Below are 23,019 nucleotides of genomic sequence, written 5' to 3' on the forward strand. Positions count from 1 at the left end.
AGCCCCCCTCGAGATGAGATTTCCCATAGCGTCAAGCTAGTAAGATCCCTGAAAGATGATCAGGTTGATAGGTCAGAGGTGGAAGCGCGGTGACGTGTGGAGCTGACTGATACTAATCGATCGAGGACTTAACCAAACAGAAAAGCGGAAGCGGCCGGTTAGCAACGTATGGCCTGGAGGGCTTTGACTGAGATAAGTGTAAACTCGCCGATTGGCAAGCCGTTAGGCGCAGACAGAGGTGTAGTTGAACTTATGCGTTCAGAATTTAGTAATAAATTCTGATTAGCTAAAGGAAACACGATGAGCTTTAGCGAATCGATGTTGACTTATCGTAGGGAAAAGACCGAAGGACACTAGTTGCTGGACGCTGGAGCTAGACAATCATCAATGTAAAATGGCAACTCGTTTTTACTAAACTTCTTCTGTATTATCTAGTTTTGAGGGAATGAAATCCCAATATGCAATATTATATATTGCGGGTGTGGCGGAATCGGCAGACGCGCTAGATTCAGGTTCTAGTGGTAGTAATACCGTATGGGTTCAAGTCCCTTCACCCGCATCAAAGAGATTAAAATGCGGAAGTAGTTCAGTGGTAGAACACCACCTTGCCAAGGTGGGGGTCGCGGGTTCGAATCCCGTCTTCCGCTCCAAACATGCCGGGGTGGCGGAACTGGCAGACGCACAGGACTTAAAATCCTGCGGTAGGTGACTACCGTACCGGTTCGATTCCGGTCCTCGGCACCATTATTTCTCTAACGGGAACTAGCTTTAGCTTGATTGAGTACTACGTTCGGGACGAAGGATCGCTTACTTCAGATTCTGTTTTCCTGATTATAATATGTATGGGGCCTTAGCTCAGCTGGGAGAGCGCCTGCTTTGCACGCAGGAGGTCAGCGGTTCGATCCCGCTAGGCTCCACCATTTTCATATTTGCTTTTGGCGGTGTAGCTCAGCTGGCTAGAGCGTACGGTTCATACCCGTAAGGTCGGGGGTTCGATCCCCTCCGCCGCTATTACTTTTTTTTAAATTATATAATGGAGGGGTAGCGAAGTGGCTAAACGCGGCGGACTGTAAATCCGCTCCCTCAGGGTTCGGCGGTTCGAATCCGTCCCCCTCCACCATTTATAGGGGCATAGTTTAAAGGTAGAACTAAGGTCTCCAAAACCTTCAGTGTGGGTTCGATTCCTACTGCCCCTGTCTATAAATCTTAGAATGAACACCTTCCTATAATTTTCAGGGAGGTGTTTTTTGTGCTAATTCAAACGTATTGAACTAACAAATGGAACCTATTTCATTAAGACGCGTAAACTGGTGTAATTTAATTTGTACACTGAATGAAATGGGGAAAAAAATGTTTTATATAAGAGAAGTTTTTCTGCTTGTTCCTGATAAGGTAAGCGAATTCAATGAAATTTTTGAAGAACTTATTTTTCCAATGAAAATAAAAAGTGGAGCAAAAATTATCGGCCGCTGGATGACAAAAGGGAAAGCTGAGGTAACGATTATTTGGGAGTATCCAAATCATGAAGAATATTTAAAAATTGAAGAGCGTGTTATTAAAGATGAGATGTATAAACAATTACAAAACCGCATTTCGAATGTAGACGAATTTTTTATCGATACTCGAAAAGATTATTTATCTTCATTTGGAGAATATACAAAAACAAAACCGACTATAACGGTTAGTGGGTATATTACAAACGAGAACCAAGAAACTTTATTAGTAAAAACTTATTGGAGAGCAGATACGTGGGAACTTCCTGGCGGGGGCGTTGATGAAGGAGAAACTTTAGACACGGCACTTGTTCGGGAGATTTTAGAGGAAACAGGCATTCAAGTTGAGTTGCATGGAGTATCGGGTGTGTATTCAAATGGAAATACTGTTTCAATTGTTTTTCGTGGGAAGTATGCAGGCGGTGAGCCTAAAACATCCAAGGAAACCAAGGAAGTTCGCTTCGTCAAACTCGATTCTTCCAATGTTTCTCACTATATTAAAAGAGGCAAATTTATTCCCAGGGTGATTGATGCAATGACGGGAAATAGGGCTCCCTACGAAGCTTTCAAGGTCCGTCCATATGAATTATTAAAAAGAATGGAAGGTAATCTTGAAAGGGATTAAGTAATGTGCTGCCCGATTGGCGCAGTGAATCTCTCTTAAATTGCCATTCAGTGCGCCAATCAGCTAAATAATAAAAAAGATTGTGATATTTATCGACAGGTAAAAGAATTCTTGTTATAATGTAATTCGTCTTTGATAATTACTTTTTATTATGGGCCTATAGCTCAGCTGGTTAGAGCGCACGCCTGATAAGCGTGAGGTCGATGGTTCAAGTCCATTTAGGCCCATTACAATAAATAGCAGTCAAAAACCGAGTTCAAAATGACTCGGTTTTTTATTTGAGTTTAGACGTTTTGGAAAGCATTAAGGAAAAGAGGTTTTAGAGGAAATAAATATGCCTGAACTTGAAGGACAGAAGTGTAAGAGATGCAGGGTTACGATTGTTATGGAAACAATCTCGTCGAGAAAAACCCTTTATTGCCCTAATTGTCAAAAGTGATTCTGAATCCCGCCGATTGCCGGTGGGGTTTTTTATTAAAAAGTTAATCAATTTGCAAAATTATTGTTTCCGAATTTGTTTAAATGTACTATACTATATACAAATAAGTATAGCACATTTAAATATATATAACATATTTATTGTGAATAAGGTGGTGCTAATGATTAAACTCACCAAGCGTCAGGATGAAATTCTGCAGATTGTAAAGGAAAATGGCCCGATAACCGGTAAAGAAATTGCAGAGAAACTCTCTGTTACTAGAGCGGCATTAAGACCGGACCTTGCAATCTTGACCATGTCCGGCAGTCTGGATGCCAGACCGCGTGTAGGGTATTTTTTTAATGACAAATTAGAGGTAAAACGTCAGGCGAAGAAGTTTATTCAGCAAAAGGTATCCGATTTTAAGGCTCATCCAATCGTGGTTGAAAAATCAACTTCTGTTTATAATGCGATTGTTCAGTTGTTCCTCGAGGATGTTGGAACACTTTATGCGGTGGATACAGAAGGAAACTTAGCAGGAGTGATTTCCCGAAAGGATTTGCTCAGGGCTGCACTTGGGAACAAAAATCTGCAAGAATTGCCCGTAAGTGTCATTATGACAAGAATGCCTAATATTATCACGATTAATTCAGAGGAAACCTTGCTCGAAGCGGCCAAAAAAATGATTAATTTTCATATTGACTCCTTACCGGTAGTAAAGGAAGTCGATCATAAAAATAATACATATTTGTTGTTAGGGAGAATTACCAAGACGACAATAACAAGGGCCTATTTAGAATTTATGGAAGAAAAATAGATTAAGGGGAGTTGCTGCGATTTTGGTACAAAAGGAAGTTGTCTACGTAGTATCTGACTCGGTTGGTGAAACAGCTGAGCTCGTTGTAAAAGCGGTGGCAACACAGTTTAATGGTGGACAGGTAGAAATTCGCCGAAACTCATATGTAGAGGACATTGAAGACATTGAAGATGTGATTATTTTGGCAAGAAAGGACCATTCCATCATTGCCTATACCATCGTCATTCCGGAATTAAAAGATTATTTAGATAAGCGTGCCATGGAAGAGGGGATAATGGCAGTGGACCTCCTCAACCCATTAATGAATGCATTTGCAACAAGGTTTAATAAACAGCCCCACCGCCAGCCTGGCCTAATGAGAAAATTAGACGAAGAATATTTCCGCAAAATCGAGGCGATTGAATTTGCCGTGAAATATGATGATGGACGGGACCCAAGAGGAATTATGAAGGCCGATATTGTTTTAATCGGTGTGTCCCGGACTTCAAAAACGCCGCTGTCCATGTACCTTGCCCATAAGCGTTTTAAAGTGGCCAATGTCCCGTTGGTTCCAGAAGTGCCTCCGCCAGATGAACTTTTTAAAATACCGAGAAAAAATTGTATTGGTTTAATTATTTCACCAGATAAATTAAACGAAATTCGGACTGAGCGCCTAAAAGCACTTGGGCTGGGCTCAAAGGCGAATTATGCCAGCTTCCAGAGAATTCTTGACGAACTAGATTATGCCGAAAAAATCATGAAACGCGTAGGCTGTCCTATTATAAATGTTTCGAATAAAGCGATTGAAGAAACTGCAGGTTTAATTTTAGACGTGTTGAAAAAAGAGAGGAGCTTATAAAATTATGGGGAAATTCGTTTATTTATTTCATGAAGGCCATGGCAATATGCGGGATTTACTTGGGGGAAAGGGAGCGAATCTAGCAGAAATGACAAGAATCGGCCTGCCGGTTCCTTATGGTTTTACCCTTACAACAAAAGCTTGCAATGCTTACTATGAATCTAATAAAACCATTCCAGCTTTAGTAGAATCACAGACATTAGAGGCGTTAAGACTTTTGGAAGAAAAAATGGACAAAAAACTCGGTGACCCGCAGAATCCTTTACTTGTTTCTGTTCGATCCGGTTCAGTTTTTTCTATGCCTGGGATGATGGATACCATTTTAAATCTGGGGATGAATGACGAAACTGTTGTGGGTTTGGCTGCATTAACGAATAATCCACGATTTGCTTACGACTCTTATCGCCGTTTCATTCAAATGTTCAGCAACGTGGTTCTTGAAATTGATACTTATTATTTTGAACAATATTTAGAAGAGACACGCGAACATAAGGGGTATTCCTCTGACCCTGAAATGACTGCTGAAGACTGGAAGGAAGTCATTGTTGGTTATAAGGAAATTGTCAAAAAGCATACGCGTAAGGACTTCCCGCAAAATCCGAAAGAGCAGCTTTTCCTTGCCATCAATGCTGTATTCAATTCTTGGAATAATCAACGGGCGATTGTTTACCGCCGCTTAAATAAAATTCCTGATCATCTGGGTACAGCTGTAAATATTCAAAGTATGGTGTTCGGGAACATGGGTAATGATTCCGGAACAGGTGTAGCTTTTACAAGAAATCCATCTACTGGGGAGCCAGTTCTATACGGAGAATACCTAATTAACGCCCAAGGGGAAGACGTTGTTGCCGGTATCCGCACACCGCAGCCAATTGCCACCCTTAAGGACGAAATGCCAGACGTTTACCAGCAGTTTTCGGATACATGCCATCGCCTTGAGCAGCATTACAAGGAAATGCAGGACATTGAATTCACAGTGGAACGCGGGAAGCTGTTCATCCTTCAAACACGGAACGGAAAACGTACCGCCCAAGCAGCTATCCGCATAGCAGTTGAGATGGTGGAGGAAGAAATTATCGATAAAAAGACAGCGCTGCTTCGTGTTGATCCTGACCAATTAAACCAACTGCTGCACCGCCGAATCGATGACAAAGCTGAAAGAAGAATATTAGCTAAAGGCTTGCCGGCATCACCAGGCGCTGCAACCGGCCGGGTTGTTTTTGATGCCGATGAAGCGGAGCAATTAGGAAATGAAGGTAAAAAAGTTATCCTTGTTTCTCCTGAAACCACTCCAGATGACATCCACGGTATGGTTGCAGCACAAGCTATTTTAACTAGCCGCGGTGGAATGACAAGCCACGCTGCCGTGGTTGCTCGTGGTATGGGGAAAGCTTGTATTTGCGGATGTGAAGCCTTAAAGATTGACATGAAAGCAAAACAATTCATGGTGGGTGCCACGGTTGTTAAACATGGCGATATTATCACGGTTGATGGTTCAACAGGTGAAATTATGCTTGGTGAAATCCCAATGATCGACCCTGAATTATCTGAAGAGTTCCAGCAGCTTCTTGCTTGGGCAGACCAAGAACGCAAAATAGGTGTCCGTGCCAATGCCGATAATCCCGAGGATGCCAAGAAATCATTTGAATTCGGTGCCGGTGGTATTGGATTGTGCCGGACAGAGCATATGTTTATGGATTTAAAGAGGATTCCAATCGTTCAAAAAATGATTTTAGCAGAAACCTATAGCGAGAGAATGGAAGCACTTGAAGAACTTTTGCCGATGCAGCAAGGTGACTTTGAAGGGATTTTCGAAGCAATGCAAGGTTTACCAGTAACGATTCGTTTGTTAGATCCGCCGCTTCATGAATTCTTACCGAATAAAGAAGAACTTTTAGTAGAAGTAACAAAGTTACAAATTCTCAATCCGGATTCTGAAGAGTTAAAGCAAAAAGAACTGCTTCTGAAAAAGGTTCGCCAGTTGGATGAGTTCAATCCAATGTTGGGCCACCGCGGCTGCCGTCTTGGGATGATACATCCGGAAATTTATGATATGCAGGCAAAGGCGATTTTCTACGCTGCTGCTAGAGTAGCGGAAAAGGGCTTGGTAGTCCAGCCTGAAATCATGATTCCACTTGTTGGTCACGTCAATGAATTGAAGCAAATGCGTCAGTTGGTTGTCGATGCTGCTGTACGTGTTCAGGAAGAAACGGGTAAGGCCTTTAACTACACAATCGGCACAATGATTGAGATTCCACGTGCTGCGCTTACTGCAGACCAAATCGCCGAGGAGGCTGATTTCTTCTCCTTCGGAACCAATGATTTAACGCAAACAACGTTCGGCTACAGCCGTGATGATGCAGAAGGGAAATTCCTGCAGGCATACATTGAAAACAAGGTACTGCCAGAGAATCCATTTGCTGTTCTTGACCAGGATGGTGTTGGCAAGCTTGTGGAAACTGGCGTTAAGCTTGGCCGTGCAACAAAACCTTCCTTAAAAACAGGCATTTGTGGGGAACATGGCGGAGAGAAAAGCTCAATTGATTTCTGTTACCGGACTGGTTTGGATTATGTCAGCTGCTCGCCATACCGGGTGCCTTTAGCACGTTTGGCTGCTGCCCAGGCCACCATTCGCCATGAAGCAAATCGGGAGGAAGTTTATACAACTGCATAAGTTGATTGAGAGCGCGGCACTTTTTATGGTGCCGTTCTTTTTTTGTCATCTGCCGTTATGAAATACAATCCTTTAAAAGGAAACTTGTTTATTTAAAAGGGTTTAGCGATATATTTTTTGCAAATACTATGAAAAAACTTTAAAGGGGCTATAAAAATGGGGGCAATTGAACGAAGCGGCTTTCGGTTTGTACCAGAATATAGTGTAATCCAGCAAAATGGGGCGATTCACGTCTACAATAGGGATGAGTTTATTGAAGAAATCCAATTTCAGTTTGCCGGGAATTTTCCGGAATTGGACCAAATTGAAGAATTAGTGGATAAGTATTGCGAGTTACATAATATTTAGGGAACGCTTGTTCGTTTTGGTTTTTAATGGTATAATCTAAATTGCAATAGAATAGGACTTCTCAAGGGTGGACGGCACATCTCCGAATGAAAGGGGGTGATGCTGTTTGACAGTATTTCAGGCCTTGATGTTAGCTGTCTCGTTTGCCAGCCTGATTATCACAATTCTGTCTTTTCACCAAAAAAAATAATCCACCCTTGAGCCGGCAAGCATAAGCGGTGGATTTTTGCCCTTCTTTTGCCGAATCCCCTTGATGGGAACCAGCTATTGCATGGCCGAGCGAGTACCTGTCGTCATGCTCGGTCTTTTTTACTATATGCACTTCTTACTGAACATTATACATAACATTTTTGCAAAAAGAAAGAAAATATCTATATTAAAGAAGGGATTTATATGAGCAAGCTCGAAGCTATTTACCCTCAAGCAATTGAACATACGAAACAAAAAGTATTGCAGGATATGGAACGTTATTTTGAATACAGTGAAACCCTGCCTTCTTTTGAGCAATACTTGGCAGACAGAGGCCAGTACATTGGACAAATTTGGATCAATGTGTGGCTAAACAAAGTAACGAACGATGTCTCGAAAAATGAAAAGAAGCAATTTTTGAGTGAAAGAGATTATGAGGTGCAGGGTGTTGACCGGAAGCTGATTAATAAGCTGTTCCGTGATGAAATGAGGACGTATCAACCTTTCGATACGCTTACTTGGGTTATAGAAAACTTTAAAGAACATGATGAGGATTGGCAAACCCGCTTTGAGCAGGCAAAAGAAAACTTCTTTATTAGGGAGCAAGAAAGGCTGCTTGAAGAAGAAAAAGCAGAATTTCGTGAAGAAATAGAAGACGAAGCAGCTGCCATCATCGAAGAACAATACACACGTGTCTACTTATATATACGTCAATTCACAGCGAAACAATTAGCAGCTGATTTTGAATCGAGTACAAAATTTCAGTCTATAGATCCTGTGGCTCTGGAGGAGAAGTTAGTCTCAGAAGGTTCGTTTGATTCGTTTTCATATCAAACAGTTGCTGATTTTTTCGAAGAATTGACCGGTGATATCCATAAACCTCCTCACGAGTGGGGGCGAAGCTATTTTGAATACGAGACATACTACTATGTATATGAAAGCTTGATTTCGGATTATCTTTCAGAATTACTGCCTAATAAAGTATTACAGGAATTGCCTAAGGATTTGAAAGAGAGGTTTAATGAGACTTTTACTAAGCCGCTCACAGCAGCATTCGTTAAAGAATGTATGATTAATGTGATTTATGATGTAATTGGTTATTATTTAGAGGACATCCAAGAAGAATACGTTGCCGACTTATTGAAGCTTGTTGATATCCCATTTGATGAAGAAGTTCACCGGAAGCTGCTTGATCAAGATTTAGAGGAAAGAGAACGAAAACGGGCAGAAGAATTGGCAGAGCTGGAGCGGAAAAGGTCCGAGGAAGAACGGATTATGAGGGATATTTTCGGTACGGAATATGACCCTTCCCTTAACTTACGTCACATCCGCTATGTCCTGCATATTGGCGATACTAACACAGGCAAAACACATCATGCCTTAGAGAGGATGAAGCATGCTGAGAGCGGCTTGTATTTAGCACCATTAAGACTTTTGGCACTTGAGGTATTTGATAAATTAAATGCTGAAGGCACACCGTGTAATCTGAAAACAGGAGAAGAAGAGAAGGTTGTCCTTGGAGCTGGCCATATTTCCTGTACGGTTGAAATGTTTCATGAAAAGGAATATTACGAAGTCGTCGTGATTGATGAAGCTCAGATGATAACCGATAAGGACCGAGGCTTTTCTTGGTATAAGGCCATCACCAAAGCAAATGCGGAGGAAGTCCATATTATTGGCAGCCGCAATTCGAAGGAAATGCTGCTTGAGCTTTTAGGTGATTCCGATATCACGATTAATGAATATAGCCGCGATACCCCTCTTGAGGTGGAATCGAAGGAATTCCATATTAAACATATTAAAAAAGGGGATGCCCTTATTTGTTTTTCAAGAAGACGGGTATTGGAAATGGCATCTCGGCTGCAAAATGACGGCCATTCAGTCAGCATGATATATGGCAGCATGCCACCGGAAACACGCAAGAAGCAAATTCACCTTTTTAATGAAGGAAAAACAAAGGTGATTGTCGCGACGGATGCCATCGGGATGGGCTTGAACCTGCCGATTCGCCGGATTGTTTTTCTCGAAAATGAAAAATTTGATGGAACGAGAAGAAGGCTTTTAAATTCTCAGGAAGTGAAGCAAATAGCGGGCCGTGCCGGACGAAAGGGGATTTATGATGTCGGTAAGGTGGCCTTTACTAATGATATTAAAAAAATGAAGAATTTACTCTTGCAGGAGGATCGGCCGGTCCAGACGTTTGCTATCGCTCCCACGTCGTCAGTATTTGAACGTTTCCAACGCTATTATCATGATTTGGATACATTCTTTGCACTGTGGGAAAAATTTGAAAGCCCAAAAGGGACAAAGAAGGCTTCCTTGTCAGAGGAGCGGTCACTATACAGAAAAATTGCCGGGAGTGAAATCGAAGCGCGATTGACACTGACAGACTTGTACAGCTTTTTGCATCTGCCCTTTTCCAAAAATGAACAAGCGCTTGTGAAGCAGTGGGAAGATACAATGTATGCAATTGTTCAGGGAAGGGAGCTTCCGGAACCAATTGTAAAGGAAGGCAGTCTGGAGGAACTGGAATTAAGCTATAAGGCAATCGGTCTGCATTTGTTATTTTTATACCGGTTGGGTGAGCCGACCGAAGCTAGCTATTGGGAACGTCTGCGTGAAGAAATCAGTGACAAGGTCCAGGAAAGGTTGAAAACTGACATCAAGAAATTTGTGAAAAAGTGCAAGAATTGCGGCAAAAGACTTGCCTGGGACCATCCATTTCCAACCTGTGATGCCTGTTACCGTGCGCGGTTTAAAAAATATTGGCATGATGAGGATGAGTTTTAATTTTAAAGGCCTGGTTTGGGGCCTTTTTTATTTGCCCTAGGAGGAAGAGGCAAGAAAGGATGTTAGCATTAAAAATAGGGCGTTTATTTTGCCGATATTAGTATTTTAAGCTAAATTGCCCATATGATGTTAGAAAGGAGGGGGATTTATGACTGTTCATGTGGTTCAAACCGGGGAAGATTTATGGGCAATTTCAAACAAGTATAATGTTCCAATTGAATCCATTCTCAATCTTAATGGGCTGGTATCCGCATCCGTCGTTGTTCCAGGCCTAGCCCTCTACCTGCCAGATAACCTTCCTCATATTAGATTCTATCGAATTAAAGCGGGTGACCAAATTGGGAATTTGGCTTTTCAATTTCATACGGACCCTGCCTCTATTTTAGCTGCAAACCCAGGCATCCACCCCAACCAACTTCGTATCGGTCAAATTATTCACATTCCTTCTCCGCTTAAATTACAAATGGCTGCGCTCGGATTTATAGTTCCTTCTTCTGAAAGTGCTAATTTAACTGCCTTAAACTCGGTTGCCGGTCAGCTTAGTTACCTTGCTATTGTTGCTTATTCCTTTACTGACGAAGGATTTGCATATAGGGAATTAGAGGATGCAGCACTAGTAGCCAGAAGTAAACAATTAAACATAAAACCGTTATTAATGATCCGAAATTTTACAAGTGCCGGCTTTAGTCCCGATCTTGCGGGAAGGATCCTCGAAAACCAACAATTTCGGAGAAATTTGGTAGCCAGCATTCTCAACCTTGCGAGGCAGCGGGGATATGGAGGAGTGAGCATTGATTTTGAATTTATTCCTCCGGAAAGAAGGAGAGATTTTATTTCATTTTTAACCGAATTAAAAAGGGGATTAGGGGACCTTGTTTTACACGTGAATGTTCATGCAAAAACAGAGGATATCCCTACCAATAGGATTATTGGTGCTTATGACTATGCGGCAATCGGACGGGTGGCCGATATGGTAGCAGTCATGACAATTGATTACGGATATCCCGGCGGACCGCCGGATCCTATTGCCCCTATAACATGGTTGGAGCAGGTCATTCAGTATTCCATCACCCAAATACCCCCACGAAAATTGCAAATGGCTATTGCATTGTATGGATATGATAAAGCAGTAAGGACGAATGCCACAAAAGCTATGTCAGTTCTTGCGGCCCAAAATCGGGCAATTTCAACTGGTTCCCCCATTCAAATTGACCTTTTTGCGAAATCGCCCTGGTACCGCTATTGGCGTGGTGTGGAAGAACGTATTGTCTGGTTTGAAGATATCAGGAGCTTGATTGAAAAGTATCGATTGCTTGATATTTATCAATTAGCTGGAACGACATTTTGGCAAATCACCCTCCCATTTCCACAAAATTGGGCTTATATAAGGGATCATATAGCTATTATAAAAACTTAATAGTTTTGTCCAGTTTGCCTGTACATCTATTTTTTGGAGGTTTTGGACAAACTCTAAGGAAAAAAGAAAGGATGGAAATTTATTGTTCGAAAGAATTCTTTTTTCCTTCATAATTTTATTTTCCACTATTAATTACATAGCGCAAGATAGGGTTATTGCGGAAAGGAGGTCTGTAGTAATAGAAAGTCAGATTAATGAGCTATTGAGCAGTTCCCTTACGATGCAAGGGGCAATTGCCGGAATTAGTATCCGGTCAGCAGAAGATGGGAAGATGATTTATGAATATAATGGAGATGTGCGGCTCCGACCTGCCTCCAATATGAAGCTACTTACAGCAGCAGCAGCTCTGAAAGTTTTAGGAGAAGACTATACCTTCCCAACCGAAATACATATTGATGGTTCCGTAAAAAAGAAAACACTTGCTGGGAACCTTTATATAAAGGGAAAAGGTGACCCTACCTTGATGAAAGAGAATTTTGACAACCTGGCTAAAGAAATACGAAAGAATGGTATCACAAAGATAAAAGGAAACCTAATAGGTGATGATTCCCACTTCGATGATGTCCGATACCCCCTTGACCTGCCATGGAGTGATGAAACGACTTATTACGGTGCACAGATTTCAGCACTGACAGCATCACCAACTACAGACTACGATTCAGGTTCAGTAGAAGTTATCGTGACACCAAGCTCCAAAGCAGGAGAAAAGCCGAAGGTAAAAATTACTCCGGAAACCAGCTATGTAAAAATAGTCAATCATGCTGTAACGGTTGGAGAAAATGATAAAAAAGACATTACCATCAAACGGAAACATGCAAAAAATACGATAACCATTGAAGGCACTGTCCCAATAAAAACAAAAGCAGTCAAAGAGTGGGTGGGCGTTTGGGAACCGACGCGGTATGCATTGGCGCTTTTTAAACAATCATTAGAAGAACAAGGTATTAAAGTTTCCGGGAAAATCAAGACAGGTAAAGTACCTGACAATGCTATACTAATTATTACCCACAAATCAATGCCATTGTCAGAACTACTTGTTCCCTTTATGAAGCTCAGCAACAATGTTCATGCTGAGATGTTGGTAAAGGAAATGGGAAAGGTTGTTCTCGGTGAAGGCTCTTGGGAAAAGGGGCTTGAGGTTTTGAATTTGGAAATGGTGAAGTTTGGGTTAAATTCGAAAACGATGGTCATCCGTGACGGATCAGGCGTCTCCCATGTTGATTTAATTCCAGCAAACGAAATTTCCAAACTGCTTTTCGTCGTACAAAAGGAAACGTGGTTCTCTTCATATCAAAATTCATTACCGGTAAGTGGTGTTCCTGAAAAAATGGCTGGCGGTTCGCTTCGCTATCGGATGAAAACCGCAGATGTTCAAGGAAGGGTAAAAGCAAAGACTGGGACTCTTTCCACTGTTAGTTCTTTATCCGGCTATGTAACAACAAAAAACGGTCAAACATTAATTTTTTCAATCATTTTAAACAATCTGCTGGATGAAGAAAAAGGAAAGAAACTGGAAGATGAGTTTGTGAAAATATTGGCTAACCAATAAAATAAATGGGCAGTGACTGTAATGATTCACTGCCCTTTAATATCACTTCTTAATCGTATTTCTGCTTAATTGCTCTTTCCGAAATTTATCTAAACATTTTTTGCAAATGCAATCTCTTCTTATGCTTTCGGAAGGAACTAATTCTAAGATTTCGTTTGGAAATTTCTCGGCATCACACCAGCAATTTCCATGTTCTCCTGCACCTGACATACATCCGTTAGCTTCCCCGCAAATTGGGCAATATTTATTAGCCAATTAAACTCCCACCTATTATAAGTCTTTTATTTCATTTTAAATCATTTTGCTTCATGAAAATATTAATTTAATTCATTTTTTAATGCTTTAATCGCTGCAAATACCTTTCGTCTATTCTCTTCGTCAATCATATTGTTCCGGGCATGAAGCAGCACCGGTCTCACGGACTCTATCGAACGGCCAAAATCATACATCCATTCATAGCGGGGGACAAGCCAGGTGTGAAAATGGTGGCTAGTGTCCTCGTTGTAAAAGTAATAAACATACTCAATACCAAGCGTTTCTCTTTGGGCTTTTCTGATTTTTGTTAGTAGATTAATATAATCGTGTTTTTCTGTATCTGTCAGTTCATCAAAGCATTTAATATGTCGCTTCGAAGCCAAGATAACCAAGCCTTCAATGGGATAGGCGACATCCTGATGGGCATGAAAATGGTCTGTTTCGATTATGACCCCGCCATCCGGATGGATTAGTCCGCTAGTTAAGGCACAGCTTAAACATTCTACTTCTACTGTTTGACCATTTGATAGAGTAATTGTTCGCATATCGGCTCCTTAGAATATGTAGTATCCAAACAATATTACACTAAACATGGAAAAGGGAATAGATTTTTCCAACTGTGTTAAATCTAACATAAAGCTTGGTGGAGTTATTAACAAGTATTTTCAATTGATTTCCCACCCATGAAAAAATGTATAATAGAGAAAAAGCATTCACATGGGAGAGAACAATGAAACCGGCAAATAAACAGGATCAGCTTCTGTCCGAGCGCTTCGAGGTCGCCTTTAATCAGGTCCATGATGCACTTCGGGATATTGTCCAGATCAATGATGAAAGATTTGTTGTATTAGTGAAGGTAGGAGCAAAAAAGTATCAAGTCATAGAAACCTTTAAAAAGGATTTGGAGCAATATGCCAGACTTCGGAATGCTATTGTACACGAAAAGATGGCAGTGGGCTTCTATATTGCAGAACCCAATGCTAAAGTGGTCCATCATATCGAAAAAATCGCCAATATCTTAAGCAGGCCGAATTACGCCCCTACGATTGCAACCAAGAACGTTGTTTTCTTTGATGAAAACGATAGTATTTTAAAGGTAACTGCTGCCATTAAACAGCATGGATATTCGAAGTTTCCGATTTATAAAAATCAAAAGTGCATCGGCCTTTTGACCGCTGGCTCTATCATGAAATGGATGGCGCAGCATATGGAAAGCGGCATCGTCAATCTGGCGGATGTTCGGATTGCAGATATTATGAAGGTTGAAAAGAAACAGTCAATAGAGTTCATTTCAAAAGAGATTAATATATTCGAGGTGGAAAACATTTTTGAAAAGGCTCATAAAAAGAAGAATAAATTAGAAGCAGTCGTGATCACGGAAAATGGAAATGCAGGTGAAAAGCCGCTTGGCATTATTACTCCATGGGATTTAATTCAGATTGATTATACAGTTGAATGAAAAAGGGGTGCTCGTTAAAAAAGCACCCTTTTCCTTATTTAAAAATCAAATTCGCTTAACTGATCCATATGGCTCGCAATCATCGCGATAATCGTGCTCGCCTCTTCTTTACTGAAAATAAAATGCGATTCATCCTTGATTAACTCGTCCTCGGTCGTCCAAATTCGGTTGACCCTCTTCAGTACACCGTCACCGGTTTCCTGAACAACGCCAAACTGATAAGTTACTTCCACTTCATCCTCATGCTTGAAGGCCGTTACCTCTGGGGTGGACCATTCAACGTCAATTTCTTCAAAAATTTCATCGCGGTTTATTTGTGCGCCTTCAAAATACTCCTCGTCATCATCCGCCATTTCAATTTCATCGTCTTCACAATATTCATCATCAGATTGAAGATAAACCCCATCATCGGTATAATGGTCCTCGCCGTTTATGTAATCATGGAGACTTTCATGTACCTCATCGACAATCTCCTCAATGTCTGAAAGAATGATTTTTGCAGTATGACCACTGTCAACATCGTAACTGTCAATATAAAATTCTTCGTTTTGCGGGTCAAAAAACAGCGTACAAAAGTAATCTCGGTCTAGTTCCTCAGTATCAACATCTGCGGTCTCCACAAAAAACTCAACCCTAGGATGCTTGGCAGCTCTCTCAATCTTCATGTGGCCAGCTTGATCGTATTCTTCACAAATCGATTCAAGATGATCCTGTAATTCACTGCAAACTCGGTCAAACCATTCTAACGACATCAAACATCCCATCCTTTCAAGTTTAATCGAGGTTATTATGTCCGAGTTTCCAAAATATATTTCATGAAGGTAAAATGAGTACTAACGTAGAATTCTGGTAGAAGGAATTTTTTTAAGAAAGGTGATTTTAGATGACTAAGCCTCCAAGCGGAGAGCGTCTGCTTAAGTTGCGGGAAATTTTATTTAATGAAACAGATGAAACGAATGAGCTTTCAATGGGAGAAATAATTGAAAGACTTCGTCAGGAGTTTGGACCGGGTTTTGAATTTGAACAGCGTGCCATTCTTCGTGACATCGAGGATTTAACTAACCAGCGTTTCGAAATTTTTGTTACCAGGGGAGCAGCTGGGAAGAAATATTACAGTCATAAAAATAAGCGGTTCGAGCAGTACGAATTGAGACTTTTAATAAACGCTATCCTTTCAGCACGTTTTATTACAAAAAAAGAGGCAGAACAGTTGATAGAAAAGGTGAAGGGTCTGACCAGCAAGCATCTTGCAGCCAAGCTTCCGAATCCGACACATTATGAAAGTTCGATTCGCAGTACCTACCAGCAGCTGCGGTATGAAATTGACCAAATTCAAATTGCAATTAATGAAAGTTTAAAAATTAAGTTTCAATATGGTAAATTCGATATTGATAAAAATTTTGTCCTCCAGCGCAATGGTGAATTTTATGAGGTCAGCCCGCACGCACTCATTTGGAAAAATGATTATTACTATTTGATAGGGATCTTAAACGGTGAGGAGAAGTTCCGCCATTTCAGGGTAGACCGGATGCGGAACGTCCAATGCACGGAGGATTTTTTCTTTAAGGCTGATATCAATATCTCTGATTACATTAACAAATCCTTTAATATGTACGCTGGCAAAGAACAGTGGATTACACTGAAGTTTAAACAGTCCTTGGTGAATGTCATGATCGATTACTTTGGGCTTGGTGCCGATATGAAAAAAATTGATGAAGCTTTTGGCTGGCTTAGGGTAAAAGCAAACAGAAGCGAAGGTCTTGTCCGCTGGCTGCTTAACTGGGGAAGTGATGTAAAGGTGCTTGAGCCTCGGGATTTAGTGGAAGAAATAAAAGCGGAAATTCAAAAAATGAATCAAACCTATGAATAGAGGAAGGTCTTAAAGCCCGCCTCTTTTTAGTTTTACCAAAAATGGTAAACCATTTGGAAGGAAATGTGAGATAATAAAAATGTAACTAATTGTAAATTGATACAAGGAGATTTTTTTATGGAATCTTTAGTAAATGAACTTAATGAAATTTGTATGAGAGATCCCTTTCGCGAGAAAATTGTCATTGTCGATTCTCATACAATTGGCGAACAAATAAACGAAGCCTTCATAAAAAAAGACTTTCAGGCGGTTAATCTTAAATATCGAACTGTTTTGGATCTGGCCAAGAGCATTGTTGAATTGAATGCAGGCCAGCCTACGGAATTGCTCGACCAGACGGTTGGGGTTCATATTACGTATACACTGCTTAAAAGATTAAAGGAACAGGGGGCTCTCCATTATTTTTCAGGAATGGAGATTACCCCGTCCTTCAGCCATGCCATTTACTCGGCCATTCAAACATTGCGGCTTACCGGTTATACCAAAGAGAATTTGAACGCGAATGCCTTTGTGGCACCGGACAAAGCCGCGGACATGGCTGAAATACTTGCAGGGTATGAAGAGCTTTTGCAAGCGAATACACTCATCGACAGAGCTGACCTGTTAACTCAAGCAATGGAATATGCCCTAATTGATGAAAAGAAATTGTTTATTCTGCAGTCTAATTTACAACTTTCACAACTCGAAGAACAACTTCTTGAAAAAATTCTGCCTGAAAACACTGCTAAACTTCCACTGGCACTCGTTTTTGGCATCGATTTACCTGAGCGGACTAGCTTGAGTTCTGTTCGCTGGGGTGAGCCCGCACCACTCAGCTATCTTTATCAACAGGATCAGGTAGGCGGTAAGCCTGATTTGCATATTTTCACCGCCAAAACTGAAGAACTGGAAGTGAAACAAATTCTGGAGCAGATAAAAAAGTCCAAATCATCGCTTGATGAAAATGTCATCTACTATACTAGCGCTGATTCCTATGTTACCCTTTTTTATCATTTGTCCCAGCGAATAGACATTCCGGTTACTTACGGGGAAGGGCTGCCGATTTCCTTCAGCCGTCCCGGCCGTCTAGTTTCAGGTCTGCTGGAATGGATTCAGTCGAATTATAGTGTGCAAGCATTTCTTGATTTGTTAAATGAAGGGCTCCTCGAATTGGATGATGAGGCCCCGTCAAAAACAAGAATGGCCAGGATTTTAAGGGATTTACAGATTGGTTGGTCAGAGGAGAGGTATGGGGCGTGTCTAGTGGCGGAAATTGAAAATTTAAACTCTGAAGACCCATACTATGAAACTCGATTAAAGGAATTTTCATGGTTAAAGCAGTGGTTCTCTTCCATTTTCAAAAAGCTGCCGGCCTTTGATTTAACAATTAACTATAAAAAATGCTTAACAGGTATTGCTTATATTTTAAAAAATTTCAGCAAAACCAGCTCAGGCTTGGATGAGATTAGCAAAACTGCATTGCTTGAGGGGATTGAAAAAATTATTCCATTCGCAGAAGAAGCCTTGCCTAAATATGACGTAATTGAAAAGGTGAAGGACTTGCTGCTGTCGCTTCGGGTTCAGCAATCACGATCGAAACCGGGGCATCTTCATGTAACCTCCTATAAAAAAGGAATTTATAATAATCGCAAAAACGTGTTTTTTGTCGGTCTCGATAATAAAAAGTTTCCAGGTAATGCCGGTGAGGACCCGCTGCTCTTAGATTTGGAACGGAGAAAACTAAGCAGCAGCCTGCCGCTGCGGAGCGAAAAGGGCCAGATCAATTTATATACATTATTGCAGGTAATGGCACAATCTGCCGGAACCGTAACAGTCAGCTATTGTCATTTTGATATCAATGATAACCGTGTCATGAATCCAGCATTTGTGGTCCTGCAATGTTATCGCCTTATGACCGGAGATCAAACTGCAGACTTTAAAGCATTGAAATTACTTCCAACCTCCATCATTGCAGGCGATATTTTGGATGATAAAGATTACTGGAATGAAAAATTAGCCGATAATCAGCCTGCCAAATTGACTAAGGGAATTCTTGGTCATTTTGCGAATTTAGAGCACGGGGTGGAGGCGGAAATCAGGCGGAATTCAAGTGGTTTTTCTGAATTTGACGGTCTTGTTCAGATTGACACGAACGAAGATGACCCACTCCTTAATCAGAAGAAAAAGATGAGCGCCGGAAAACTTGAAACGCTTGCCAAGTGTCCATATTCTTATTTCTTAAAAGAAGTGCTGCGCGTCAAGCCAATTGAGGAAATTTCGTTTAATGCCAACAAATGGCTCAATCCTGCCTTGAGGGGAAGTCTTCTGCACAGCATTTTTGAAAATTTTTATAAGCAGTTAAAAAAGGAAAATGCTAAGCCTTCATATGCGCTTCATTTAGACAAGCTCATTGCTTTAGCAACTAGTTTAGTTGAGCAGCAAAAGGAAGTGTTGCCGCCGCCAAATGAACGCATTTTTTTAAGGGAAATGAATGATATTCTGGAGTGCTGCAAAATTTTTCTTAAGGAAGAGGAGCGCCATAGCGAAGAGTATGAGGCGATTGACTTTGAATATTCCTTTGGAATAGGCGGGAAAGAACCTGCAGTCATCAAGCTTCCTTCAGGAGAATTAAGGATTTCTGGTATCATTGACCGTGTGGATAGGTCAAGTGACGGAACCTACCACATCATTGACTACAAAACAGGAAGCACCTACGGATATAAGAAAAATGGCGCCTTTAAAGGCGGCCGTCAGCTTCAGCATATGATTTATGCCTTGGCGATTGAGCAGCATCTTCAGCTTGGTGAGGGGGCCGTGGAAGAAAGCTCATATTATTTTCCAACCGTAAAGGGGATGGCCGAGCGATTCACCAGGAAACAGGATGCCACCCTCAGAACCAATGGGTTAGATATTTTGGAAAAATTAATTGATGTAATTAAACATGGACATTTTGAAATGACGGATGACATAGAGGATTGCAAGTACTGTGAATTTAAGCTTGTCTGCCGCCGCCATTTTTACAATCAAGATACCCTTGAAATGAAACAATCTAACCAGAAGTTAAAGGGGGTGCGGGCCTATGACTAAGGTGATATTTGACCAAGCTGCCCGCGAAAAAATAAAGCATGAACTTGGAACGAATTTCTTGGTGGAAGCAGGCGCCGGTTCAGGGAAAACGACGAGCCTTGTGGACCGGATGGTCAACCTTATATATACCGGAAGTGCTGAGATTCACCAGATTGTCGCCATTACCTTTACTAGGAAAGCTGCAGATGAGCTGAAGGTCCGCTTTCAAGCTAAATTAGAAGAGGCTTGGAATAAGGAATCGGACCTTGATGCGGAATTCCGTTTCGGAGAGGCCGTGAAAAATATAGAACGCTGCTTTCTTGGCACGGTTCATTCCTTTTGCGCCAAGCTGCTAAGGGAGCGGCCTATTGAGGCAAAATTGGACTTAACCTTTAAGGAACTTGAGGAGTCGGATGATGCCGATGTTTTGGAGGAAGCTTGGCAAAAACATCTCCAAGACTTGATGGATTACGCCCCCGGTCAGCTTGAAGAAATGGAACGATTAGGTATCTCAACGGATAACCTGTTTCCATGGCTAAAGGATGTTAAGGAATATTCTGATGTAGAGTGGGTCGCAGAATCTGTACCAAAACCAGAGATGTTTGCGGACTACCAAACATTTATGAATATCATAAGGGAAGCACGGAAAAGCGTGCCGGAACAGGAGCCAGAAAGGGGCTATGACACCCTGCAAAAGGCAATTTTGATGGCCGTGCAACGGGAAAGGTTTTTAGATTCTCCGAAGGAAACGGATATCATTGGTATTTTTACTTTGTTCGATAAGAATTTAAAGCCAACCTATAACCGCTGGCCGTCCAAGGAAGATGCCAAATTTTATGAAGAGAAAATCTCATCAGAATTTGCGGTGAAAATCAAGCCTCTGATTCAAGCCTGGAAGGAATATTGCCATCCTAAGATTATTGCCTTTCTAAAGGGTGCGGTTCAGACATACGAACAGCTAAAAAAAGAACGGTCCTTGCTGAATTTTCAGGATCTAATGATGCATACATCCAGGCTGCTGAAGGAAAACGCTGAGGTCCGCAGTTATTTTCAAGGAAAGTACCGTTACCTGCTCGTCGATGAATTTCAGGATACCGATCCCCTGCAAGCAGAGATTATGTTCTATTTAACCAGTGAGGACCCGAATGAGAAAAACTGGACAAGCTGCAAGCCAAAACCGGGCTCACTCTTTGTCGTCGGGGACCCAAAGCAGGCCATCTATCGTTTCCGCCGGGCCGATATTGACACCTATAACCGTGTCAAACAATTAATTGAGGAGCATGGCGGGGAAGTGCTGCAGCTGACGACGAACTTCCGTACCTTAGATTCGGTCACAACCGAATTAAATACGGTTTTTGAACATCATCTGCCAGAAGTAGAGACCGATTACCAAGCGGCATACCGTCCATTGATCTCTTATCACGTAGATTCGGGAAACGAATTTTCCGGCGTAAAGCGGTTGACGGTCCCGGCAGATTTTTCTAAGAAAGAGGAAGTTATCCATAAGGATGCAGAAAATATTGCGCTTTCGATTCGGAATCTTATCGGGCAAGGACATCGGGCACGGGATTTTATGGTGCTGACCAGATATAATGACGGGGTTGCTGTTTATGCGAAAGTTTTGGAGGATGCCGGCATTCCGGTCAGCATCAGCGGCGAGGTCATCCTTGGTGAAACGAGAGAGTTTCAGGATCTATGGATTCTCTTAAAATCCTTCCTTGATCCGACAGATGAGGTAAGCTTTGTTGCCGTCCTCCGCGGGATTTTCTTTGGAATCAGTGATGATGAATTGTATCAATGGAAGCGGGCCAAGGGGCGCTTTTCGCTGTACACCGATATTCCGGCAGATTTGGCACCAACCGTTAAGGATAAATTTAAAACAACCATTTCGAAACTAAATTATTATCAACGAATGATTCGCAACCTGCCGCCGACAGCTGCAATTGAAAAAATGATCGAGGATGTTGGTTTCTACCCCTTGCTATTAATGCATGAACATGGCAAACGAACCTATAAAAGCCTGCTGCAAATGCTTGAGGCCTTGAGAAAACAGGAGGCGGGAGGAAAGACAACCTATAAGCAGGTGATAGAAACCCTTACCGAAATGATTTTTGAAAAATCGGTTGTCGCCAATTTGGAAGAAGAAGCAGATGCCGTGCGCCTCATGAATGTCCATAAGGCAAAGGGACTTGAGGCACCGATTGTCTTTTTAGCCCATCCGGCCAAGTCGGTTAGCCCAGAATCGTTTTTATCAAAGCACATTAAACGCGAGGACCTGACTTCAAAAGGGTACTTCATGTTTAAGGTGGATAACGGCTACCAGTCCTGGGAGACGGCGATTCCCAAGGAGTGGGAGATTCATAAAGCGGAGGAGCTAAAGTATCTTACGGAGGAAGAACTTCGGATAATTTATGTGGCCGCCACCCGTGCGGAGAAAGCTTTGATAATCAGTGCCAACGGGAATAACAAGAAAAACCCATGGAATATTCTGTTTGCGATGGAAGCGATCGAGGAGCTTGAGGTTCCTGAAATAGATGTCTGGGATAATAAATCTGTACCAAAGGAAATCACCCTCAGTGAATTCCAAGCAAAAACCTCAAATAAGCTTGCTTGGCTTGAACCAAGCAAAATGAAGACCTACGATCATTGGACGCCAACAAAGGACAAGGATTATTCAGAACTGACGATTGAGCGAGAATCTGGAGGCGGCAAGGAATGGGGCACGGTTGTTCATGATGTTTTTGAAAAAGCGGTCCAGGGTTATGATGTTGCGGATTATATAAAAATTGCGTTAAGCAAACATGGATTGGATGAAGAAAAAGAGACGGAAGTCACGGCCTATTTAGACCAATTTAAAAATTCTTCCCTTTGGGACGAGCTGCGGACGGCAGATGAGGTTCTTACGGAAGTGCCATTTACCTTTAAAGTGGTTAAAGGTCACCCGCTTTATTCACAGATTACCGCGGGTCCAAAGGACAAGCATCCTTTCTATGTAAAAGGGGTCATTGACCTTATTTATAAAAGGAATAACAAATGGACCATTGTCGATTATAAGACAGACCGGGCTGTCCACGAGGAGGATTATGAAAAACTTCGTGACTTTTATAGCAGCCAGCTGGCCTTTTATAAGGGAGCATGGGAGGAACTGACTAGAGAAGCGGTTGGCCAGCAATGTCTTTATTTCCTTGCACCGAATCGGATTTTTTAAAAAAAATAGTATTATTACGAAGTA

At 41.6% G+C, this 23,019-nt stretch carries 17 protein-coding genes and 8 tRNA genes; 22 read left to right on the forward strand and 3 right to left on the reverse strand.

The genetic code is table 11. The features are described 5' to 3' along the window. The first annotated feature begins 475 nt into the window (after window positions 1-475). From KHA99_RS29070 to dacB, 18 genes are all read left to right on the forward strand, one after another. A tRNA-Leu gene (locus KHA99_RS29070) sits at window positions 476-559 on the forward strand. 16 nt (window positions 560-575) lie between these two features. Beyond that, a tRNA-Gly gene (locus tag KHA99_RS29075) sits at window positions 576-650 on the forward strand. 5 nt (window positions 651-655) lie between these two features. Then, window positions 656-744, forward strand: a tRNA-Leu gene (locus KHA99_RS29080). Between the two features lie 100 nt (window positions 745-844). After that, window positions 845-920 (forward strand) — tRNA-Ala (locus KHA99_RS29085). 17 nt (window positions 921-937) lie between these two features. Continuing rightward, window positions 938-1,011 (forward strand) — tRNA-Met (locus KHA99_RS29090). Window positions 1,012-1,035: 24 nt separating this feature from the next. Then, window positions 1,036-1,120: transfer RNA gene (locus KHA99_RS29095), tRNA-Tyr, on the forward strand. A 5-nt stretch (window positions 1,121-1,125) separates the two neighbouring features. Continuing rightward, window positions 1,126-1,196, forward strand: a tRNA-Trp gene (locus KHA99_RS29100). A 154-nt stretch (window positions 1,197-1,350) separates the two neighbouring features. Beyond that, entirely contained in the window at window positions 1,351-2,118 is a 768-nt protein-coding gene (locus KHA99_RS31105) for an NUDIX domain-containing protein (protein WP_213120992.1), read from the forward strand. 153 nt (window positions 2,119-2,271) lie between these two features. Continuing rightward, window positions 2,272-2,345 (forward strand) — tRNA-Ile (locus tag KHA99_RS29110). Between the two features lie 107 nt (window positions 2,346-2,452). Beyond that, window positions 2,453-2,557, forward strand: coding sequence for a zinc finger domain-containing protein (locus KHA99_RS31290; protein ID WP_213120993.1), 105 nt, complete (start codon window positions 2,453-2,455; stop codon window positions 2,555-2,557). Window positions 2,558-2,717: 160 nt separating this feature from the next. Continuing rightward, entirely contained in the window at window positions 2,718-3,353 is a 636-nt protein-coding gene (gene ccpN, locus KHA99_RS29120; protein ID WP_213120994.1) for a transcriptional regulator CcpN, read from the forward strand. 22 nt (window positions 3,354-3,375) lie between these two features. Next, window positions 3,376-4,191, forward strand: coding sequence for a pyruvate, water dikinase regulatory protein (locus KHA99_RS29125; protein ID WP_213120995.1), 816 nt, complete (start codon window positions 3,376-3,378; stop codon window positions 4,189-4,191). Window positions 4,192-4,195: 4 nt separating this feature from the next. After that, the gene (gene ppdK, locus KHA99_RS29130) at window positions 4,196-6,865 is read left to right on the forward strand and encodes a pyruvate, phosphate dikinase (RefSeq protein WP_213120996.1); all 2,670 of its coding nucleotides are present in this window, start codon (window positions 4,196-4,198) and stop codon (window positions 6,863-6,865) included. Window positions 6,866-7,021: 156 nt separating this feature from the next. Next, window positions 7,022-7,213, forward strand: coding sequence for a YbxH family protein (locus tag KHA99_RS29135; RefSeq protein ID WP_213120997.1), 192 nt, complete (start codon window positions 7,022-7,024; stop codon window positions 7,211-7,213). Window positions 7,214-7,319: 106 nt separating this feature from the next. Continuing rightward, complete coding sequence (locus KHA99_RS31645; protein WP_372447649.1) at window positions 7,320-7,403, forward strand: putative holin-like toxin; 84 nt, start codon at window positions 7,320-7,322, stop codon at window positions 7,401-7,403. A gap of 203 nt (window positions 7,404-7,606) precedes the next feature. Continuing rightward, the gene (locus KHA99_RS29140; RefSeq protein ID WP_213120998.1) at window positions 7,607-10,192 is read left to right on the forward strand and encodes a DEAD/DEAH box helicase; all 2,586 of its coding nucleotides are present in this window, start codon (window positions 7,607-7,609) and stop codon (window positions 10,190-10,192) included. Between the two features lie 148 nt (window positions 10,193-10,340). Then, window positions 10,341-11,609: a glycosyl hydrolase family 18 protein gene (locus KHA99_RS29145; RefSeq protein ID WP_213120999.1), complete on the forward strand. Its 1,269-nt coding sequence runs from the start codon at window positions 10,341-10,343 to the stop codon at window positions 11,607-11,609. Window positions 11,610-11,691: 82 nt separating this feature from the next. Continuing rightward, complete coding sequence (dacB, locus tag KHA99_RS29150; RefSeq protein ID WP_213121000.1) at window positions 11,692-13,158, forward strand: D-alanyl-D-alanine carboxypeptidase/D-alanyl-D-alanine endopeptidase; 1,467 nt, start codon at window positions 11,692-11,694, stop codon at window positions 13,156-13,158. 42 nt (window positions 13,159-13,200) lie between these two features. On the opposite strand, the gene KHA99_RS29155 is transcribed toward dacB, so the two are convergent. Together KHA99_RS29155 and KHA99_RS29160 are read right to left on the reverse strand one after the other, a co-directional pair. Continuing rightward, window positions 13,201-13,413, reverse strand: coding sequence for a cysteine-rich CWC family protein (locus KHA99_RS29155; RefSeq protein ID WP_213121001.1), 213 nt, complete (start codon window positions 13,411-13,413; stop codon window positions 13,201-13,203). Between the two features lie 62 nt (window positions 13,414-13,475). After that, window positions 13,476-13,958 carry an HIT family protein gene (locus KHA99_RS29160; protein ID WP_213121002.1) on the reverse strand — a complete coding sequence of 161 codons (483 nt, stop codon included), beginning with the start codon at window positions 13,956-13,958 and terminating at the stop codon, window positions 13,476-13,478. Window positions 13,959-14,143: 185 nt separating this feature from the next. Here KHA99_RS29160 and KHA99_RS29165 point away from each other — a divergent pair, with 185 nt between their 5' ends. Continuing rightward, window positions 14,144-14,872, forward strand: a complete 729-nt coding sequence (locus KHA99_RS29165) for a CBS domain-containing protein (protein ID WP_213121003.1) — start codon at window positions 14,144-14,146, stop codon at window positions 14,870-14,872. A gap of 38 nt (window positions 14,873-14,910) precedes the next feature. Here KHA99_RS29165 and KHA99_RS29170 read toward each other — a convergent pair whose 3' ends face one another. Further along, window positions 14,911-15,624 carry a hypothetical protein gene (locus tag KHA99_RS29170; RefSeq protein ID WP_213121004.1) on the reverse strand — a complete coding sequence of 238 codons (714 nt, stop codon included), beginning with the start codon at window positions 15,622-15,624 and terminating at the stop codon, window positions 14,911-14,913. Window positions 15,625-15,755: 131 nt separating this feature from the next. Here KHA99_RS29170 and KHA99_RS29175 point away from each other — a divergent pair, with 131 nt between their 5' ends. The 3 genes from KHA99_RS29175 to KHA99_RS29185 all read left to right on the forward strand — a co-directional run bounded on the left by KHA99_RS29175 (window position 15,756) and on the right by KHA99_RS29185 (window position 22,995). After that, entirely contained in the window at window positions 15,756-16,742 is a 987-nt protein-coding gene (locus KHA99_RS29175; RefSeq protein WP_213121005.1) for a helix-turn-helix transcriptional regulator, read from the forward strand. Window positions 16,743-16,859: 117 nt separating this feature from the next. After that, window positions 16,860-19,808 (forward strand): PD-(D/E)XK nuclease family protein, encoded by a 2,949-nt coding sequence (locus KHA99_RS29180; protein ID WP_213121006.1) that lies wholly within the window; start codon window positions 16,860-16,862, stop codon window positions 19,806-19,808. After that, window positions 19,801-22,995, forward strand: coding sequence for a UvrD-helicase domain-containing protein (locus KHA99_RS29185; protein WP_213121007.1), 3,195 nt, complete (start codon window positions 19,801-19,803; stop codon window positions 22,993-22,995). The genes KHA99_RS29180 and KHA99_RS29185 overlap by 8 nt, the downstream gene beginning before the upstream one ends. Window positions 22,996-23,019 lie beyond the last annotated feature (24 nt).

It is taken from the genome of Neobacillus rhizophilus, assembly GCF_018343535.1.
Classification (GTDB): domain Bacteria; phylum Bacillota; class Bacilli; order Bacillales; family Cytobacillaceae; genus Neobacillus; species Neobacillus rhizophilus.

Excerpts from the sequence above, each read along its gene's own strand:
- KHA99_RS31105 (WP_213120992.1), top strand. The coding sequence starts at position 1,351 with ATGTTTTATATAAGAGAAGTTTTTCTGCTTGTTCCTGATAAGGTAAGC.
- KHA99_RS31290 (WP_213120993.1), top strand. The coding sequence starts at position 2,453 with ATGCCTGAACTTGAAGGACAGAAGTGTAAGAGATGCAGGGTTACGATT.
- ccpN (WP_213120994.1), top strand. The coding sequence starts at position 2,718 with ATGATTAAACTCACCAAGCGTCAGGATGAAATTCTGCAGATTGTAAAG.
- ppdK (WP_213120996.1), top strand. The coding sequence starts at position 4,196 with ATGGGGAAATTCGTTTATTTATTTCATGAAGGCCATGGCAATATGCGG.
- KHA99_RS29135 (WP_213120997.1), top strand. The coding sequence starts at position 7,022 with ATGGGGGCAATTGAACGAAGCGGCTTTCGGTTTGTACCAGAATATAGT.
- KHA99_RS29140 (WP_213120998.1), top strand. The coding sequence starts at position 7,607 with ATGAGCAAGCTCGAAGCTATTTACCCTCAAGCAATTGAACATACGAAA.
- KHA99_RS29145 (WP_213120999.1), top strand. The coding sequence starts at position 10,341 with ATGACTGTTCATGTGGTTCAAACCGGGGAAGATTTATGGGCAATTTCA.
- KHA99_RS29160 (WP_213121002.1), bottom strand. The coding sequence starts at position 13,958 with ATGCGAACAATTACTCTATCAAATGGTCAAACAGTAGAAGTAGAATGT.
- KHA99_RS29165 (WP_213121003.1), top strand. The coding sequence starts at position 14,144 with ATGAAACCGGCAAATAAACAGGATCAGCTTCTGTCCGAGCGCTTCGAG.
- KHA99_RS29170 (WP_213121004.1), bottom strand. The coding sequence starts at position 15,624 with ATGTCGTTAGAATGGTTTGACCGAGTTTGCAGTGAATTACAGGATCAT.
- KHA99_RS29175 (WP_213121005.1), top strand. The coding sequence starts at position 15,756 with ATGACTAAGCCTCCAAGCGGAGAGCGTCTGCTTAAGTTGCGGGAAATT.
- KHA99_RS29180 (WP_213121006.1), top strand. The coding sequence starts at position 16,860 with ATGGAATCTTTAGTAAATGAACTTAATGAAATTTGTATGAGAGATCCC.
- KHA99_RS29185 (WP_213121007.1), top strand. The coding sequence starts at position 19,801 with ATGACTAAGGTGATATTTGACCAAGCTGCCCGCGAAAAAATAAAGCAT.